Genomic DNA, 16,823 nt, shown 5'->3' with positions numbered 1-16,823 from the left:
GATGCTGAAAGTGGCTGTGATTCTCTGTGGGGCGACGCTGGCAACCACGGCATGGTGCAAGGACGACCCTGCCGCCGGTGCAAAGCTCTACACCGCGAACTGCACGGCCTGCCATGGCGCGGACCGTGCGGGCATGCCGGGCGCGTTCCCCGCGCTGACTGACGTCAGCAAGCGGCTGCAGCCGGCACAGATCAAGGACAAGATCAGGAAGGGCGGCGGACTGATGCCGCCCTTCTCCCAGCTGTCGCAGCAGGAGATCGACGACATCACCAGTTTCCTGGCGAAGTAGAACGCCAGCGCTACAGTTCGCGCACCCATATGTTGCGGTAGCTGACCTTGGAATCATGCTCCTGCAGATGGATCGGCGCACACGCATGTGGCGAGTACGAGGGTGCGCCGATGTACTCGGTCTTGCCCGCCAGCACGGTATCGTCCTGCACCAGCACGCCGTTGTGCAGCACGGTGATGCGCGCGGGCGAGATGAGCCCGCCGCCCGGCGAGAAGCGCGGCGCCTTCCAGAGGATGTCGTAGGCCTGCCACTGCCCCGGTGCACGCGAAGCGTTCACCAGTGGCATGGCCTGCTTGTAGATCGAGCCCGCCTGGCCGTTGGCATAGGTCGGGTTGTTGTAACTGTCGAGCACCTGCAGCTCATACAGCTCCTGCAGGAAGATACCGCTGTTGCCCCGGTTCTGGCCGTCGAAGCCCTTCGTATCGGTGGGCGTGCGCCATTCGACATGCAACTGTATGTCGCAGAAACGTTGCCTGGTGCGGATGCCCTTGCTGCCCGGCACGATGGTCAGCGCGCCATCGGCAACCTTCCAAGGCACACGCCCGCCCTGCTCCGCCTCCCAGGCGGAAACATCCTTGCCATCGAACAGCACGATCGCGTCGGACGGGGCCTTGCCCGCAGGCGTAGCCACGGTTGCAGGCACGGGCGTCCACACCTCGGTCTTCGCTGGATCGCGCGCGGGATCGGTGTTGGCCTGCGCGAACGCCGGTGCAGCGGCCAGCACGCCGGCGGCGATCAAGAGAGGCGCGATCTTCATGGTGTTATCCATCAGCCGGTCCCCCATGCGGGCGTGCCGGGAACATAGGCGAGGTCGCCGTCATAGCGGCCCGGCACCGCGACGTAACGCAGCACTTCGGTCGCGCCGACCTTGGAGGTGAAGAAACCGAAGATGGTGAGCTGCTTGAACATCGTGAAGTAATGCGGCATCGGCTCTCCTGCCTCGGCCGTGCCGGTTTCGGTCACCTCGACCGCGTGCTTCCTGGCCTCTGCATCCAGCGCGCGCAGCAGCTCGGTTCGGGCCTCCGGCGCAAGTGAAACGAAGCGGCCACCGGCGCGTTTGTCGATATCGGCCAGGCCGGCGCGGAATGTCGCCTGCTGCCGGGCGGTGTAGCAGTCGCTGACGAAGGTCGCCATGAACGCACCGGCGCCTACGTCCTTCGCCCCCGGCGTTTTCGTCCGCGGCAGGATGGTCTCGGCGATCTCGTCCAGCGTGCCGACATCGGCGTCGGAGAAGTGGCGCTTCGTACCGGCAGCAGGCGCCTGCCCATGGACAAGCGCAGGCAGGCCGACCATCGCCGCACCGGTTGCGGCAACGATCATCTTCAGCAGTTCGCGGCGGTCCATCAGAGATTCCCCGCTTTCAGTTCACGCACGGCGTGGTCGGCGGCCCGTGCGGTCAGCGCCATGTAGGTCAGCGAGGGATTCACGCAGGCGCTGGAGGTCATGCAGGCACCGTCGGTCACATAGACGTTGGGCGCATCCCATACCTGGTTGTGCTGGTTCAGCACGGACGTCCTGCGGTCACGGCCCATGCGCGCGGTCCCCATCTCATGGATGCCCTTGCCCGGGGCGTAGTCGTTGTCGTGCATCTCCACGTCCTTGACGCCAGCCGCCTCCAGCATCTCGGCGGCATCGGCGGCCATGTCCTTGCGCATCGCCAGTTCGTTGGCGCGCATGGCTACGTCCATCGCCAGCACCGGCAGCCCCCACTTGTCCTTGCGGTCGTGGTCCAGGCGGATCGTGTTGCCGTGGTGCGGCAGCATTTCACCGAAGCCGGTCATGCCGATGCGCCAGTCACCAGGAACGGTCAGCGCCTCCTTCAGGTCGGCACCGATGTTCAGCTCGGCGATCTCGCGCGACCACCCCGTGCGGCTGGCGCCGCCCTGGTAGCCAAAACCACGCAGGTAACCGCGCTTGTCAGCGGCCACGTTGCGGAAGCGGGGAATGTAGAAGCCGCAGGGGCGACGACCGAAGTAGTACTTGTCCTCGAAGCCTTCGACCCGGCCGGACGCGCCCGCACCGAAATGATGGTCCATCACGTTGTGCCCCAGCTCGCCGGACGAAGAGCCCAGCCCGCCTTCCCACACGTCGGTGGCCGAGTTCATCAGCAGCCAGGTCGAGTTGAAGGAGGACGCGTTGAGGAAGATGACCTTGGCCGTGTACTGGTAGGTCTGGCCGGTCTCTGCGTCGATGATCTCCACGCCACGCGCTCGCTTGCGGTCCTTGTCGTAGAGCACTTCCTTGACGATCGAGAACGGCCGCAAGGTCAGGTTGCCGGTCTTCATCGCCGCCGGCAGTGTCGCCGCCTGGGTGGAGAAATAGGCGCCGAAGGGACAGCCGAGGATGCACTTGTTGCGGTACTGGCAGTTGACGCGGCCCTGCTCGGGCATGGGCTTGGTGATGTTCGCTGTGCGCGAGTGGATCATATGCCGCGTTCCGCCGAAGGCTTTCTGTATCCGCGCGGCCACGTCCTTTTCGACGATGTTCAACGGGATCGGCGGCAGGAACTCGCCATCCGGCAACACATCCAACCCTTCGCGCGTGCCGGCGATGCCGGCGAACTTCTCCACATGGTCGTACCAGGGGGCGATGTCGGCGTAGCGGATGGGCCAATCGGTGGCGATGCCGTCCTTGAGGTTCGCCTCAAAATCCAAGTCGGAGAAACGATAGCTCTGTCGGCCCCACATCAGCGAACGGCCACCCACGTGGTAGCCGCGGAACCAGTCGAATCGTTTCGTCTCGATGTAGGGCGATTCCTGTTCGTCGGCCCACATCCCCTGCAGGTTCTCGGCCAGCGCGTAGTCGCGCATCAATACCGGGAAGGCAGCCTTCATCGCCTGTGTAGGACGGTTGCGATGCGGGAAATCCCACGGCTCCTTCATCGCATTGACGTAGTCCTTGACGTGCTCGATGTTGCGTCCGCGTTCCAGCATCAGGACCTTCAGGCCCTTCTCGGTCAGTTCCTTCGCCGCCCAACCGCCACTGATTCCCGAGCCAACAACGATGGCGTCGTAATGATTGTCTGCCATGGATCTCTCACCTGGTGGATATCGTTTCAGACGTCGCAGAGGCGGATCGCCTCGCGCAGCGAGCCGACGGGATCCGGCGCTGCAGGCATGAATTCCTGCGCCAGATAACCATCGAAACCGGTGTCGCGGATCGCGCGACAGATGGCGGGGTAATTGAGCTCCTGCTGGTCCCCGATCTCATGCCGTCCAGGCACGCCGGCGGTGTGGTAGTGCTTGAAGCAGGCATGGTGTTTGCCGATGGTGGCGATGATGTCGCCCTCCATGATCTGCATGTGGTAGATGTCGTACAGCAGGCCGAAGTTGTCCGAGCCAAGCCGCTTGCACAGCTCCACGCCCCAGGCGGAGTGGTCGCACAGGTAATCGTGATGATCGACCCTGGAGTTGAGCAGCTCCATCACCAGCACCACGCCACGTTTCTCGGCATGCCCGAGAATGCGCTTGAGGCCAGCCTCGGCGTTGGCCATGCCCTCCTGCGGGTCCATGCCGTTGCGGTTGCCGGAAAAGCAGATGAGATTGCGATGGCCGGCATCGGCGACCAGATCGATATGCCGCGTATAGCGCTCCACCAGCTGATCGTGGAACTCGCGGCCGGCAAAGCCCTTGGTGAGACCCAGCTCGGCGCCGTTGCACATCGAGCTGTTTACGCCATGGACCTTCAGCGTGGGCCAGTCCTCCGGGCCCACCAGATCGATGGCAGCAAACCCGATGCCCTTCACCGTCTGGCAAAGCTGGGCGATCGACAGCTGCGGGAAGGTCCAGCGGGCCACGGAATGCTTCAGGTTGCCCTTGAGCGGCGCAGTGGCTGCAAACGCAGGCAGAACGCCCGCGGCGCCGAGGCCGAGACTGCCGGCAACCGCGATGCGCAGCGCATCGCGCCGCGTGAGCCCCGGGCCCGGTCTGATCGAATGGATGGACATCCACTTTCCGGCCTCCCAACCGGTATCAAACGCAACGATTTCGCCGCAATGCAATCGATTGCACCATAGGGGAGGAAATTGTTTTTTTGCAAGACGCAGTGCAAGAAAGCGGATGCTGCGGGGCACAACGTCGGCAGGGGACCCTGGAAAAAAGAAAAGCCCCGCATACGCGGGGCTTTCGCTCTTCCTGCTGACGAGCGTTCGATCAGAACGGAATATCGTCATCAGCGAAGTCGTCCATCGGCGGCGCCGACTGCTGCGGCTGCTGCTGCGGACGCTGCTGGCCGTAGCCGCCGCCTTGGTTGCCGCCCTGGTTGTAACCACCGCCCTGGCCGCCACGCGCGTTGCCACCGCCACCGCCGCCGTACTCCTGGCGCGGGGCCTGCTGGCGCTGCGGACGCTCGCCGCCGCTGAAATTGCCACCGCCGCCGCCACCGCCGCCTTCACCGCGGCCGCCCAGCATCTGCATTTCGTCGGCGATGATGTCGGTGGAGTACTTCTCCACGCCGTCCTGGCCGGTGTACTTGTCGTAACGCAGGCTGCCTTCGACGTAGACCGAGCTGCCCTTGCGCAGGTACTCGCCGGCGATCTCGCCGAGCTTGCCGAAGAACACCACGCGGTGCCACTCGGTACGCTCCTGCTGGTTGCCATCCTTGTCCTTGCGGACGCTGGTGGTGGCCAGGCTGATGCGGGTGATCGCCATGCCGCCCTGGGTGTACTTCACGTCCGGGTCGTTGCCGAGGTTGCCGACCAGGATGACTTTGTTGATGCCGCGCGCCATAGGTACCTTCGTCCGTTGTCCAGGGGCAGGCCGCCAGTGATAGCACGTCCCCGGCCGGGGGTGCAGAGCGCTGGGGTCGCCCCCGGGAAATTTGGGGGATGCAAGAACGGGGCATCTTACCATCCCCTTGGCCGACACCTGGGTCAGGAAAGCGCCCGGACGGGGCCGGAATCGGGCCCGAAGCCCTGTCGCAGGGTCCTGCGCTCACCCTGCCCTGGCGCCGGCGCCAGCCCAACGGCGCCGCATGGCATCATTCCCCGATCATCCCCCTTCCGGCCCCCATGACCATCAAAGGCAAAGCCACCTCCCTGGACATCGCCCACCTGGCCGGGGTCTCCCAGCCCACGGTGTCGCGGGCCCTGCGCGGCAGCCCGATGGTCAACGCCGAGACCCGCGAGCGCATCCTGCGCATCGCCCGCGAGCTGAACTACAAGGTCGACAAGAACGCCTCCAGCCTGCGCCTGCGCAATGCCGGCACCCTGGCCTTGCTGTTCTTCGAGGACCCGACCAATGACGACTCGCTGATCAACCCGTTCTTCCACTCGATGCTGGGCTCGATCACCCGCGCTTGCGCGCTGCACGGGCAGGACCTGCTGGTGTCCTTCCAGCAGCTGTCCACCGACTGGCAGGCCGATTACGAAGACAGCAACAAGGCCGATGGCATCATCCTGCTCGGCTACGGCGACTACCACGAGTCGCGCGACCGCCTGCAACGTCTGGTGGAACAGGGCACGCACTTCGTGCGCTGGGGCGCGGCCCTGCCTGGCCAGCCCGGCGTGTCGATCGGCAGCGACAATTTCCAGGGCGGACATGACATCACTGCCCACCTGCTGCAACAGGGCTGCCGCCGCATCGCGTTCCTCGGCCACGCGTCCAGCCACTACCCGGAATTCCAGGAGCGCTATCGCGGCCACGTCGAAGCGCTGCGTGCGCATGGGCTGGCCGCCGACCCGGCGCTGCAGCACGATGCGATCACCACCGAGGCATCCGGTCATGAGGCCTGCCTGGCACTGCTGGCCCAGCACCGTTCCATCGATGCGATCTGCGCGGCCAGCGACCTGATTGCGATCGGCGCGGTGCGCGCCCTGCGCGAGCAGGGATTGCGGGTGCCGCAGGACGTGGCGGTGACCGGCTTTGATGACATCCCGCTGGCGGCCTCGGTGTCGCCGCCGCTGACCACCGTGCAGCAGGACACCAAGCAGGCCGGCCAGCTGCTGGTGGAGAAGCTGCTGGCGCTGATCGGCCGGCAGCCGGTGGAAGGCCAGAGCATTCCGGTGAAGCTGGTGGTGCGCGAGTCGTCGCTGCGCGCGTAGCCTCCTGTAGTGCCGAGCCATGCTCGGCAAAATGCATGAGAAGCAAAGCCAACCGCAGCCGAGCATGGGCTCGGCTCTACAAGGCCTGGAGCGCTACGCGCCGCCGGGCATCGCTGTGCGTACCGCCATGCTGAACTCATCCAGCAGGAAAGGCTTGGCGATCATCGCCATGCCCTCATCGAGGAAGGCCGCGCGCTCCTGCGCCTTTTCCGCATAGCCGGTCATGAACAGGATCGGCAACGCTGGCCGCGATTGGCGCGCGATTTCCGCGAGCTGGCGGCCGTTGAGCCCCGGCAGCCCGACATCGGTGACCAGCAGGTCGATGGTCTGCGCCGAGGCCAGGATCGGGATGGCCGCATCGGCATCGCCCACCACCTGAGCGTGATACCCCAGGTCCTCCAGCACCACCGTCACCAGCATCCGTACCTGCTCGTCATCCTCCACCACCAGGATGGACTGGCCGGCACCACGCCGGATCGGCTGCGCGGCCGCAGGCTCGTCCTCCGCCACGGCTTCCGACAACGGAATGAACAACAGCACCGTCGTGCCCTCGCCCAGGTTGGACTGGATGGCGATATGGCCACCGGACTGCTGCATGAAGCCGTACACCATGGACATGCCCAGGCCCGTGCCCTTGCCGATGGGCTTGGTGGTGAAGAAGGGCTCGAACGCGCGTTCCACCACTTCCGGCGCCATGCCGGCGCCGGTGTCGGCCACCGCCACCATCGCGTAGTCGCCTGCGGGCACGGCCGTGTATTGACCTTCGCGAACGCTGACCGCCGATGCGCGCAGGGTCAGATCCCCCCCGTGCGGCATCGCATCGCGTGCATTGATGGCCAGGTTCAACAGCGCACTCTCGAACTGGTTGGCATCCAGCGTGGCGTGCAACGGCAGCGGTGAGGGCTCGGCGCGGATACGCACCGCTTCCCCCAGGGTGCTGTGCAGCAGGTGCTGCACCGAAACCAGCAGCGTGTTGATCTCCACCGGCCGCGCATCCAGCGACTGCCGCCGGGAGAACGCCAGCAGGCGCTGGGTCAGTGCCGCGGCACGCTGGGCCGAGGCGGTGGCAGTGTCGAGGAAACGTTCGAGGTCGTCGACCCGGCCCATGTCCAGGCGCAGCCGAACGATGTCCAACGCGGACAGGATGCCGGTCAGCATGTTGTTGAAGTCGTGGGCGATGCCGCCGGTCAGCTGACCGATCGCTTCCATCTTCTGCGACTGCCGCAGTGCGGCGTCGCTGGCCTCGCGCGCCGCCATCTGCGCTTCCAGCTCACGGGTACGCTCGGCCACCATCGCCTCCAGCGCGTGCGCGTGCTGTTGGCTGCTGGCAAGGGCCAGCTTGGCAGCGGTGATATCGGTGACGAACACATGGAAGCCGTCGATGCGACCATCGGCATCCCGGCGCGGCGAGTAACGCACTTCACAGTCCCGGCGACCGTACACACGATGCGGCCAGACGATCTCGAACACCGCCTCGCGGCCGACCAATGCCGCTTCCATCGCCGGCCGACGCTGCTGCCATACCGGCTCGCCGATGACCTCGCGCACATGCCTGCCGATCACGTCGCCCGTAGCCAGTTCGAACCAGCTTTCGTAAGCCTTGTTGGCAAAGCGGAAGCACAGCGCGCGGTCCACGAACGCGATCAGCACCGGCATCGCGTCGGCGATCAGGCGCAGCTCCGATTCGCTGCGCGCCAGCGCCGCGCGGCCATCAGCCAATGCGGTGACCTGGTCGCGCACCACGAACTGCTTCGCGCGTGCACGCAGCGCACCCTGCACTGCGCTGAGCAGCGACATGCTGCCCAGCGGCCGGTCCATCTCCACCACGTTGATCGAGCCGGGCAGCAGCGGTTCGCGGGTGGAACGCCGGTAGGAACGCGCCGAGCGCAGCAGAATGAACGGAATGTCCGACCAGGCCGGCTGCTGCTGCAGCGCCTGCAGCAGCGCTTCGCTGTCGCGCGCCACTGCTTCCTGGGTCACCACCACCAGCCCGGTGCAGTCATCGAGCTGGCGGGCCAATGCCTCCAGACCGGGGGCGATGTGCGGTTTCAGACCCGCGTTGGCCAGCACCGCCGCAATGCTGTCGGCATCGCGGCCGAAGGGAGCAACGATGCGGACAACCGTGCCGCCATCATCGCTATCGGACATTGGACTGGCCCAGCAGCGCCGCGCTGTCGCCGACAAATTCGGGGGTGCCGGTGAGGATGCCCTGGAAATCGGCCAGCGCGGCGCTGACCGTGATGCCGCGCCCGTCGATCTTCAATTCGCGGATGGTGTCTTCGTGCGCACCGCCGCGGTTCTTGATCACCGAGATCGCCTTGCGGATGCGTCCCTTGGCTTCGAAGAAGCGGAACAGCACCACCGCATCCGCGATGTAGGACACGTTGAGGCTGCCGGTGGACATGGTGCCAACCAGCCCATGCTGCGGGTTGATCATGAAGGTCGCCACGCCTTTCTGGTTCAGGTAGGACAGCATCTCGTGCAGCTGCAGCATCAGCTGTTTTTCCTGCGGCATGGCGGTCACATAACCGTTGAGGCTGTCGATCACCAGCACGCTGCAGTCGCGTTCTTCCACGGCCTTGCGCAGGTTCCAGGAGAACTCGCCGGGCGATATTTCCGCAGGATCGATCTGCAGGATTTCCAGCAGGCCCGAACGCAGGTGCTTGTCCAGGTCGATGTCCAGCGCGGACGCGCGTGCCAGCAGCGTGCCGACCCGCTCGTCGAATTCGAAGATGCAGCTGCGCTCACCACGCTCGCAGGCGGCCCAGACGTATTGCAGTGCCACGTTGGTCTTGCCGCTGCCGGCAGGACCGGTCAACAGCGTGGAGGTACCGCGCAGCGGTCCACCGCCCAACAACCGATCGATCTCGGCCACGCCGCTGCTGATGGGCGTTCCGACGAACCGGCCGTGATGCTCGGAGGCGATCAGGCGCGGGAAAATCTGCACGCCGCCACGACGGATCACCATGTCGTGGTAACCGGCCACGAAATCGACGCCACGCAGCTTCTGCACCTGCATCCGCCGCCGCGCAGGGCCGAAGTCCAGGGTCAGGCGTTCCAGCGACAGCACGCCGTGGCACAGGCTGTGCAGCTGGCCATCGCGCTCATCGCCGGTGGACGTCAGGTCGTCCACCAGGAACACCGTCGCGCTTTTGGGCGCGAAGAACTGCTTGAGTGCGAGGATCTGCCGGCGATAGCGCAGCGAATCCTGTGCCAGCAGGCGCAGTTCCGACAACGAATCGAACACGACGCGCGTCGGCCCGATGCTGTCCACCTTGGACATGATCAGGTTGACCGTCTCGTCCAGCTCCATTTCCCACGAGTGCAGCACCGACTGCAGGCGGCCGTTGCCCATCGCCCCTTCGGCCGTACCCAGCTCGAACAGGTGCAGGCCGTCCAGCGACCAACCGTGGGCCAACGCGACTTCGCGCAGCTCCTCGGCCGTTTCCGAGAGCGTGATGTACAGGCAGCGCTCGCCGCGTCGCAGGCCTTCCAGCAGGAACTGCAGGGACAGCGTGGTCTTGCCGGAGCCCGGTGGCCCTTCAAGCAGGTACAGCCTCGCCTGCGGCAGCCCGCCGCCAATGATGCTGTCCAGTCCTTCGATTCCGGTTGTGATCCGCATGCGCGCTCGCATTGACTTCGCTGTATGAGGGGCAGAGCGTATCGGCGCCCCTGTCGACGCATTGTGTGATCCAGCGCACCGATGCCAACGCATTCAGGAAGATTTCACGACTCCGCCCCGGCCCGCCACCAAGCGCGTCCCCGGTGCCAGCTCCACGCCAGCATCAGCACCGCGTACAGCGCCAGCAGCAGCTGCAGCCCCTGCTTGGCGAAGAACAGCAGCGGCAGCCAACCATAGTCGGCGTCGGCCATTTTCATCTGCAGGCCCGGCGCCAGGCCCAGTGTCGCGGTTTCTCCGCGCAGGCCAGGCCCAGCCTCCACCACGGTGATCTTCAGGCGCACGGTGCCAGCACCCAGCGCAAGTGGCGGGGCCGGTGGCGGCCATCGGAAATCAGTGGGCGACGCGCCGGGTTCGTCCGGCGTGAATTCGCGAGTCACCTCGCCCGTGCCATGCGAACTGACCGGCATCGCCCGATAGAGCGCGTGCCGACCGTCATGCTCGACCTTCAGCCTGATCGGCTCGCCGGGTGTGCGGAAGCGCAGGAAACCGTCGTGCTGACTGTTCTGCCAGTTGCCAAGCACCGGGTCCGGCTGGTCGTAGTCGGGCGGGGGCCGTCGGAACGTCAACGACAACTGCGGCCTGCCCGGCAACAGGCGCTCGGTTTCCAGCGTCAGCTGCGTGCCCGGCTGCAGCAGAAGCGGTGCCGATACGTAGTGCGTGGCAGTACGGAAATGGGCCAGCGACAGTGCCAACCCGATACTGAGCGAGATCAGCAGCAACCAGTTGAACCAGAATGCGATGCGCACCGGATGTCCTTTTCCGCGTCGGGGCTGAACGAGTATATCCAGCCCCCTGCGCTGCGCTGACGCCCCCGCCTGACGGCACCATGACCAAAGGGGCATGACGCGCCCCCCGTTCAGCGCGATAAACAGCAGATCAACACACGGAAAGGTGTACGTCGCATGCTGAAGATCGATTCGCTGTCCAAGACGTACGCCAACGGCGTGCACGCGTTGAACGGGGTCACCCTGGATATTCCGCGCGGCATGTTCGGCCTGCTCGGGCCCAACGGCGCGGGGAAATCCTCGCTGATGCGCACGCTGGCCACGCTGCAGGAGGCCGACAGCGGCAGTGCCACCCTGAGCATTCCCGGAGAAGCACCCATCGACGTGCTGCGCGACAAGGACGCCGTGCGCCGTCGTCTGGGCTACCTGCCGCAGGATTTCGGGGTGTACCCGAAAGTCAGCGCGCTGGACCTGCTGGAACACTTTGCCGTGCTGAAGGGCCTGACCCAGCGTGGCCAGCGCCGCGAAGTGGTTGACGCCCTGCTGCAGCAGGTGAACCTGTGGGATGCACGCAAGCGAAAGCTGGGCACCTATTCCGGCGGCATGCGCCAGCGCTTCGGCATCGCCCAGGCGCTGCTGGGCGACCCCCGCCTGGTGATCGTCGACGAACCCACCGCCGGGCTTGATCCGGAAGAACGCAACCGCTTCCTCAACCTGCTGGCGGCCATCGGCGAGAACGTGGCGGTGATCCTGTCCACCCACATCGTCGAGGACGTGACCGACCTGTGCCCGACCATGGCGATCATGAACAAGGGCCAGGTACTGCTGACCGGGCGCCCCACCGATGCGATCGAGGCGCTGCAGCAGCAGGTCTGGCGCAAGCAGGTAGACCCGTCCGAACTGGCTGACCATGAAGCGCGCTACACGGTGCTGTCCTCGCGCCTGGTGGGTGGCCGTCCGGTGATCCACGTGCACAGCGCCAGCGACCCGGGCGATGGCTTCGCGCCGGTCGCACCCGATCTCGAGGATGTGTACTTCCAGCGCCTGCGCCTGCAGGCGCGTACCCGTGCAGCCTGAGCGGAGTACGCCATGACCCTCGACTTCTTCCGGTTCGAGCTGCGCGAGCAGCTGCGTTCCCCGCTGCTGTGGCTGTTTGCCGGTCTGTTCGCTCTGCTCGCCTTCGGCGCCGCGTCCAGCGATGCGGTGCAGATCGGGGGCGGCAGCGGCAACGTGCACAGCAATGCACCCACCGTCGTCGCCTCGATGCTGGGCATCTTCACCCTGCTCGGCATGTTGGTGTCCACCCTGTTTGTCAGCAATGCGCTGCTGCGTGACTTCGAACTGGGCACGGCCGAACTGATCTTCGCCAGCCCGATCAAACGCCGCCACTATCTGGCCGGGCGCATCGGCGCGGCGCTGGTGTCGGGCCTGCTGGTATACGTGCTGATCGCCGTTGGCATACTGGTGGCGCAGTTCATGCCCTGGGTCGATGCCGAGCGCCTGGGGCCCACCCACTGGGCGGGCTATGCCTGGACCTTCGCTGTTGTGGTCATTCCCAACCTGCTGTTCACCACGGCACTGCTGTCGCTGCTGGCGGTGACCACCCGTTCGATCCTGTGGGTGTACATCGGCGTGGTCGGTTACTTCGTGCTGTACGGCGTCAGCGCCGCCCTGCTGCGCGACATCGACAATACCTGGATCGCGGTGCTGACCGAGCCATTGGGCATGCGTGCGCTGTCGCGCACCATCCGCTACTGGTCCACCGAAGAGCGCAACAGCGGCATTCCGGAACTGGCCGGCTACCTGCTGGCCAACCGGGTGCTGTGGCTGGCCGTGGCCGCCGCGCTGTTCGCCGCCACCTTTGCCCTGTTCCGTACCGAGCGCAGCGGCAGCGGCCGCCGGCGCTGGGGGCGTGGCAAGGCGGTGGCAGCAGCCGATCCCGCGCCACTGCGACCGGCAACGACCACGCTACCGCGGGTGACGCCGGTGTTCAGTACAGGCACCGCGTGGCGGCAGTTCCTGCGCCAGGTGCGCTTCGATACACGCGGCGTGCTGCGCAGCGTGCCCTTCATCGTGCTGCTGGTGCTGGGCCTGGCCAATTTCCTGCCGTCCGCGCTGTTCCGGCAGACGCTGTACGGCACCTCCATCTGGCCGGTCACCTCGCAGATGATCATGGCCCTGCAGGGCGCCTTCAGCTGGCTGCTGATCATCATCGTGCTGTTCTTCGCTGGTGAGCTGGTGTGGAAGGAGCGTGGCGCACGCATCAACGAGGTGAACGATGCGATGCCAGTACCCAACTGGGTGCCGTTGCTGGCCAAGTTCGTCGCACTGCTGGCGGTGATCGCCTGCTTCCAGGCGGCCGGCGCACTGGCTGCCATGGCCGTGCAGCTGGCCAAGGGCTACACCCATCTCGAACCGCTGCTGTACCTGCGCAGCCTTGCGCTGGATTCGGTGGTGTACGTGCTGATGGGCGGCCTGGCGCTGGTGCTGCAGGTGCTGACCAACAACAAGTTCTTCGGCTACGCGCTGCTGATCGTGGTGATGATCGGCCAAGGCGTGCTGGGCATGCTCGACTACACCCAGAACATCTACAACTTCGGCAGTTGGCCGATCGCCCCCTATTCGGACATGAACGGCTACGGCCACTTCCTGACCGGGCAGTTGGCCTTCCAGGGCTACTGGGCGCTGTTCCTGCTGGCATTGATGTGCCTGGCGTCGGCGTTCTGGGTACGCGGCGTCAGCCAAGGCCTGCGCCAGCGGCTTGCCCTGGCCGGGCGACGCCTGCGTGGCCCGACCGGCGCGATGGCAGCGCTGGCCGCCGTCGCGTTCATCGCGGTAGGCGGCTGGCTGTACTGGAGCACCAACATCCGCAACGACTTCCTTTCGCCGGACCAGCAGCTGGACCTGCAGGCCCGTTACGAACGCGAACTGTCGAAGTACCGCAACCTGCCGCAGCCGCGCATCATCGCCGTGGACAACCGGGTGGACCTGCATCCCGAGACCCAGTCGATGGTGATCGACGCCAACTGGACGATCCGCAACACCCATGCCGCGCCCATCCAGGAGGTGCACGTGGCCATGGCCGACGATAAACAGCTGGTGGCCGTCGACCTGGGTGGACAGACGCTGTCGATGCACGACGCCGACCTCGGCTACCGCATCTATCGCCTGGCTGCACCGTTGCAGCCGGGCGAAGAGCGCCGCGTCCATTTCCGTGTGGTGCAGCAGCCCCATGGCATCACCGCAGATCAGGCGCCGAGCAACATCGTCGACAACGGCAGCTTCTTCAACAGCCGCGTACTGCCGTCCTTCGGCTACGACGAACGCATTGAGATCAGCGACCGCAACGAGCGTCGCAAGCGTGACCTCGGCGAGCCACGGCGCATGCCCAAGCTGGAAGATGAAGCCGCACGCGCGAACACCTACGTCGCCAACGATGCCGACTGGCTCGACTTCCGCAGCACCATCTGCACGGCACCGGACCAGGTGGCGCTGGCGCCGGGCTACCTGCAGCACGAGACCACGGTGAACGGCCGACGCTGCTTCAGCTATGCGATGGACCGGCCGATGCTGAACTTCTACGCCTACCTGTCGGCACGCTGGGAAGTTCGCCGTGCCAGCTACAAGGACATCCCGATCGAGGTGTATTTCGATCCCGCCCATGGCTACAACGTGGACCGCATGATCGACGCGGTACAGAAGTCGCTGGCCTACTACGAAGCCAACTTCACCCCGTACCAGCATCGCCAGGTACGCATCATCGAGTTCCCGGGCTACCAGCGTTTCGCCCAGTCCTTCGCCAACACCATTCCCTATTCGGAGTCGATCGGCTTCATCGCCGACCTGCGCGACCCGGACAAGGTGGACTATGTGTTCTACGTGACCGCCCACGAAGTCGCGCACCAGTGGTGGGCACACCAGGTGATCGGCGCCAACGTGCAGGGTGCAACCGTGTTGTCCGAGTCGCTGTCGCAGTATTCGGCACTGATGGTGATGGAGCAGGAGTACGGTCGCCAGCACATGCGCCAGTTCCTCAAGCGCGAGCTGGATGGCTACCTGTCCGGGCGCGGCGGTGAGGCCATCGAAGAGCTGCCGCTGGAGCGTGTGGAGAACCAGCAGTACATCCACTACCAGAAGGGCTCGCTGGTGTTCTACCGCCTGCGCGAGGAAATCGGCGAGAAGGCGCTGAACCGCGCCCTGAAGCGTTTCCTGCAGGACAAGGGCTACCAGCAGCCGCCGTACACTACGTCACGGGAGCTGCTGTCCTACATCCGCGCCGAAACGCCCGCCGACCGCCAGCAGCTGGTCACCGATCTGTTCGAGAAGATGAGCTTCTACGACAACCGGTTGTTGGCCGCCAGCGCGCGCAAGCGTGCCGACGGACGCTACGACGTGACCCTGGACCTGCATGCCAGCAAGCAGTACGCCGATGGCAAGGGCAAGGAGACCGCCGGCACGATGGATGACTGGGTGGAGATCGGTGTGTTCGCCAATGGTCCGTCAGGCAAGGAACATGACCAGAAGGTGCTGTACCTGCAGCGCCACCACATCACCACGGGCGAGCCGAAGATCACGGTGACGGTGGATGCCAGGCCGGATGAGGCGGGCTTCGATCCGTACAACAAGCTGATCGACCGGGTAAGCGAGGACAACCGGCGCAAGGTGACGATGTGATGTGAGCGACGGTGCCCGCCCGTGGGCCGGCATCGTTTGCGGAAGCATCCACGCATGGCGTGGATCTACTGGAACGCATCCACGCCATGCGTGGATGCCGTACTGGCTGGTTGACGCCCTCGGCTACGCTGCGGTGCTCTGCGAACCGGCCTTCGGCCCCAGCACCGCCAGCAGCACGTAGATCACGATCGACGCCACGGTGCCGAGTGCCGCCAGCAACATGAAGGCGAACTCCGAACGGCCCTGCTGCCGCGCCCACTGCCCCAGATGCCAGGCCGCCCCCAGGTTGATCAGCCAGGCGATGACGAACACCGGCCACTGCACGATGCCGACCGCGCGCAGCAGGGGCATGGCGATGAGTGCTGCGACGATGGCACCGATCAGGAAGACCAGGGCCAGGCGGGAATGGCGTACCGAAGCGGTAGTCATGCGCCCAGCTCCCGTACCATCACCAGCACGCGATATCCGTGGCTGTCGGCCTCTTGCACGGGCGTCCAACCCAACCGCGCGTAAAGGCCACCATCCAGGGCTTCGGTCTGCAGATAAAGGTGCGAGACGCCCATCCGCACCGCCTGCGCCGCAGCCTGTTCGACCAATCCGCTGGCCAACCCGCGGCCACGATGACTGTCGGCCACGAACACACTGCCCAGCCAATGCTCGTACTGCGGGAATGCCTGCATCTCCCGGCGCTTGAGCTGCACCGCGCCTGCCACCTGGCCGCCATCGAATGCAGTGATCAGGTGCGGGAAGCCTTCCGCGTCCTGCGGCTGGTTGAGCCGCTGCAGTTCCTGCTCCAGCGACACGCCGGCGTCCCGGCCCCATTGCGCGTTGTACCACTGTGCCAGCTGCAGCCTTTCCGGCGCGTCAGCGGGTAGCACCCTGAATTCCATGGCGAAGCCTCAGTTCCGTTGTTGACCAAGGGGATCACGTACGGCGCCCGAAGGGAAGGAGCCGAGCATGGGACCGGATCTACGCCTGCGCGAAATCCTTCAGGATCTCGCCGACACCGCTGGGCGAGATCTCGAAGCCCAGCGTGGTGCCCGGGTTGATCACCACGCCGTAACCGCCCGGCACACGACGCAGCACATCCAGCATCAGCCAGCGGACCTGGTGTTCGGCCTGCTGGCTGTAGATGCCCACCCGCGCCGGATCGGTGAACACGGCCACGTGCAGGGTGCCCTGCTTGTCGAACAGCAGCGGGTCGAAGCCGCTGCCATCGGGGGTGACCAGGCTGCCGGTCAGCAGCACCACCTCGGAGGCGACGAAGGCCTCCATGAACGCGCGGATCGGCACTGTTCCATCCATCGCGGCCTTGAGCAGGGTTTCGATCGGGGTCTGCGGGGCAAGGTCGGTCATGGCGGTGCGGGCGCGGCGTCAGGGGTGCCCATTGTAGAGCCGAGCCCACGCTCGGCT

15 protein-coding genes are annotated in these 16,823 nt (G+C 65.7%); 4 read left to right on the top strand and 11 right to left on the bottom strand.

The features are described 5' to 3' along the window. Position 1: 1 nt before the first annotated feature. Positions 2-289: a c-type cytochrome gene (locus tag MRBLST15_RS18140; RefSeq protein WP_414716163.1), complete on the top strand. Its 288-nt coding sequence runs from the start codon at positions 2-4 to the stop codon at positions 287-289. Between the two features lie 10 nt (positions 290-299). Here MRBLST15_RS18140 and MRBLST15_RS18135 read toward each other — a convergent pair whose 3' ends face one another. From MRBLST15_RS18135 to MRBLST15_RS18115, 5 genes are all read right to left on the bottom strand, one after another. Continuing rightward, complete coding sequence (locus tag MRBLST15_RS18135) at positions 300-1,073, bottom strand: 3-keto-disaccharide hydrolase (RefSeq protein ID WP_367787196.1); 774 nt, start codon at positions 1,071-1,073, stop codon at positions 300-302. Then, complete coding sequence (locus MRBLST15_RS18130; RefSeq protein WP_367787194.1) at positions 1,058-1,633, bottom strand: gluconate 2-dehydrogenase subunit 3 family protein; 576 nt, start codon at positions 1,631-1,633, stop codon at positions 1,058-1,060. The genes MRBLST15_RS18135 and MRBLST15_RS18130 overlap by 16 nt, the downstream gene beginning before the upstream one ends. Beyond that, the gene (locus MRBLST15_RS18125; protein ID WP_312704497.1) at positions 1,633-3,318 is read right to left on the bottom strand and encodes a GMC family oxidoreductase; all 1,686 of its coding nucleotides are present in this window, start codon (positions 3,316-3,318) and stop codon (positions 1,633-1,635) included. Before MRBLST15_RS18125 ends, MRBLST15_RS18130 begins: the two co-directional genes overlap by 1 nt. Before the next feature lie 26 nt (positions 3,319-3,344). Then, a complete protein-coding gene (locus MRBLST15_RS18120; RefSeq protein WP_265953081.1) occupies positions 3,345-4,235 on the bottom strand; it encodes a hydroxypyruvate isomerase family protein in 891 nt (296 codons plus the stop codon). A gap of 205 nt (positions 4,236-4,440) precedes the next feature. Next, positions 4,441-5,016, bottom strand: a complete 576-nt coding sequence (locus tag MRBLST15_RS18115; protein WP_265953039.1) for a single-stranded DNA-binding protein — start codon at positions 5,014-5,016, stop codon at positions 4,441-4,443. Between the two features lie 281 nt (positions 5,017-5,297). On the opposite strand from MRBLST15_RS18115, the gene MRBLST15_RS18110 reads away from it, so the two are divergent. Beyond that, entirely contained in the window at positions 5,298-6,329 is a 1,032-nt protein-coding gene (locus MRBLST15_RS18110; RefSeq protein WP_100551788.1) for a LacI family DNA-binding transcriptional regulator, read from the top strand. Between the two features lie 93 nt (positions 6,330-6,422). On the opposite strand, the gene MRBLST15_RS18105 is transcribed toward MRBLST15_RS18110, so the two are convergent. From MRBLST15_RS18105 to MRBLST15_RS18095, 3 genes are all read right to left on the bottom strand, one after another. Then, complete coding sequence (locus MRBLST15_RS18105) at positions 6,423-8,477, bottom strand: PAS domain-containing protein (protein WP_367787191.1); 2,055 nt, start codon at positions 8,475-8,477, stop codon at positions 6,423-6,425. Then, entirely contained in the window at positions 8,467-9,963 is a 1,497-nt protein-coding gene (locus tag MRBLST15_RS18100; RefSeq protein ID WP_265953780.1) for an ATPase domain-containing protein, read from the bottom strand. The genes MRBLST15_RS18105 and MRBLST15_RS18100 overlap by 11 nt, the downstream gene beginning before the upstream one ends. A gap of 92 nt (positions 9,964-10,055) precedes the next feature. Next, complete coding sequence (locus MRBLST15_RS18095) at positions 10,056-10,757, bottom strand: hypothetical protein (RefSeq protein WP_265953778.1); 702 nt, start codon at positions 10,755-10,757, stop codon at positions 10,056-10,058. Positions 10,758-10,913: 156 nt separating this feature from the next. On the opposite strand from MRBLST15_RS18095, the gene MRBLST15_RS18090 reads away from it, so the two are divergent. Continuing rightward, entirely contained in the window at positions 10,914-11,813 is a 900-nt protein-coding gene (locus tag MRBLST15_RS18090; RefSeq protein WP_265953777.1) for an ABC transporter ATP-binding protein, read from the top strand. Between the two features lie 12 nt (positions 11,814-11,825). Further along, positions 11,826-15,410, top strand: coding sequence for an ABC transporter permease/M1 family aminopeptidase (locus MRBLST15_RS18085; protein WP_367787188.1), 3,585 nt, complete (start codon positions 11,826-11,828; stop codon positions 15,408-15,410). A 123-nt stretch (positions 15,411-15,533) separates the two neighbouring features. Here the strand turns inward: MRBLST15_RS18085 and MRBLST15_RS18080 are convergent, their stop codons facing one another. From MRBLST15_RS18080 to MRBLST15_RS18070, 3 genes are all read right to left on the bottom strand, one after another. Further along, a complete protein-coding gene (locus MRBLST15_RS18080) occupies positions 15,534-15,839 on the bottom strand; it encodes a hypothetical protein (RefSeq protein ID WP_312704501.1) in 306 nt (101 codons plus the stop codon). Beyond that, a complete protein-coding gene (locus MRBLST15_RS18075; RefSeq protein WP_367787186.1) occupies positions 15,836-16,300 on the bottom strand; it encodes a GNAT family N-acetyltransferase in 465 nt (154 codons plus the stop codon). Before MRBLST15_RS18075 ends, MRBLST15_RS18080 begins: the two co-directional genes overlap by 4 nt. Positions 16,301-16,379: 79 nt before the next feature. Beyond that, positions 16,380-16,766, bottom strand: a complete 387-nt coding sequence (locus tag MRBLST15_RS18070) for an SseB family protein (protein ID WP_312704503.1) — start codon at positions 16,764-16,766, stop codon at positions 16,380-16,382. Positions 16,767-16,823: the final 57 nt, after the last annotated feature.

Source organism: Stenotrophomonas sp. LST15-1-1.1 (assembly GCF_040815575.1).
GTDB classification, from domain to species: domain Bacteria; phylum Pseudomonadota; class Gammaproteobacteria; order Xanthomonadales; family Xanthomonadaceae; genus Stenotrophomonas; species Stenotrophomonas lactitubi_B.
The sequence above is the reverse complement of the archived record's forward strand: the minus strand, read 5'-3'. Positions and strand labels throughout refer to the sequence as shown.

Coding starts and splice junctions, on each gene's coding strand:
- MRBLST15_RS18140 (WP_414716163.1), top strand. CDS start 2: ATGCTGAAAGTGGCTGTGATTCTCTGTGGGGCGACGCTGGCAACCACG.
- MRBLST15_RS18135 (WP_367787196.1), bottom strand. CDS start 1,073: ATGGGGGACCGGCTGATGGATAACACCATGAAGATCGCGCCTCTCTTG.
- MRBLST15_RS18130 (WP_367787194.1), bottom strand. CDS start 1,633: ATGGACCGCCGCGAACTGCTGAAGATGATCGTTGCCGCAACCGGTGCG.
- MRBLST15_RS18125 (WP_312704497.1), bottom strand. CDS start 3,318: ATGGCAGACAATCATTACGACGCCATCGTTGTTGGCTCGGGAATCAGT.
- MRBLST15_RS18120 (WP_265953081.1), bottom strand. CDS start 4,235: ATGTCCATCCATTCGATCAGACCGGGCCCGGGGCTCACGCGGCGCGAT.
- MRBLST15_RS18115 (WP_265953039.1), bottom strand. CDS start 5,016: ATGGCGCGCGGCATCAACAAAGTCATCCTGGTCGGCAACCTCGGCAAC.
- MRBLST15_RS18110 (WP_100551788.1), top strand. CDS start 5,298: ATGACCATCAAAGGCAAAGCCACCTCCCTGGACATCGCCCACCTGGCC.
- MRBLST15_RS18105 (WP_367787191.1), bottom strand. CDS start 8,477: ATGTCCGATAGCGATGATGGCGGCACGGTTGTCCGCATCGTTGCTCCC.
- MRBLST15_RS18100 (WP_265953780.1), bottom strand. CDS start 9,963: ATGCGAGCGCGCATGCGGATCACAACCGGAATCGAAGGACTGGACAGC.
- MRBLST15_RS18090 (WP_265953777.1), top strand. CDS start 10,914: ATGCTGAAGATCGATTCGCTGTCCAAGACGTACGCCAACGGCGTGCAC.
- MRBLST15_RS18085 (WP_367787188.1), top strand. CDS start 11,826: ATGACCCTCGACTTCTTCCGGTTCGAGCTGCGCGAGCAGCTGCGTTCC.
- MRBLST15_RS18080 (WP_312704501.1), bottom strand. CDS start 15,839: ATGACTACCGCTTCGGTACGCCATTCCCGCCTGGCCCTGGTCTTCCTG.
- MRBLST15_RS18075 (WP_367787186.1), bottom strand. CDS start 16,300: ATGGAATTCAGGGTGCTACCCGCTGACGCGCCGGAAAGGCTGCAGCTG.
- MRBLST15_RS18070 (WP_312704503.1), bottom strand. CDS start 16,766: ATGACCGACCTTGCCCCGCAGACCCCGATCGAAACCCTGCTCAAGGCC.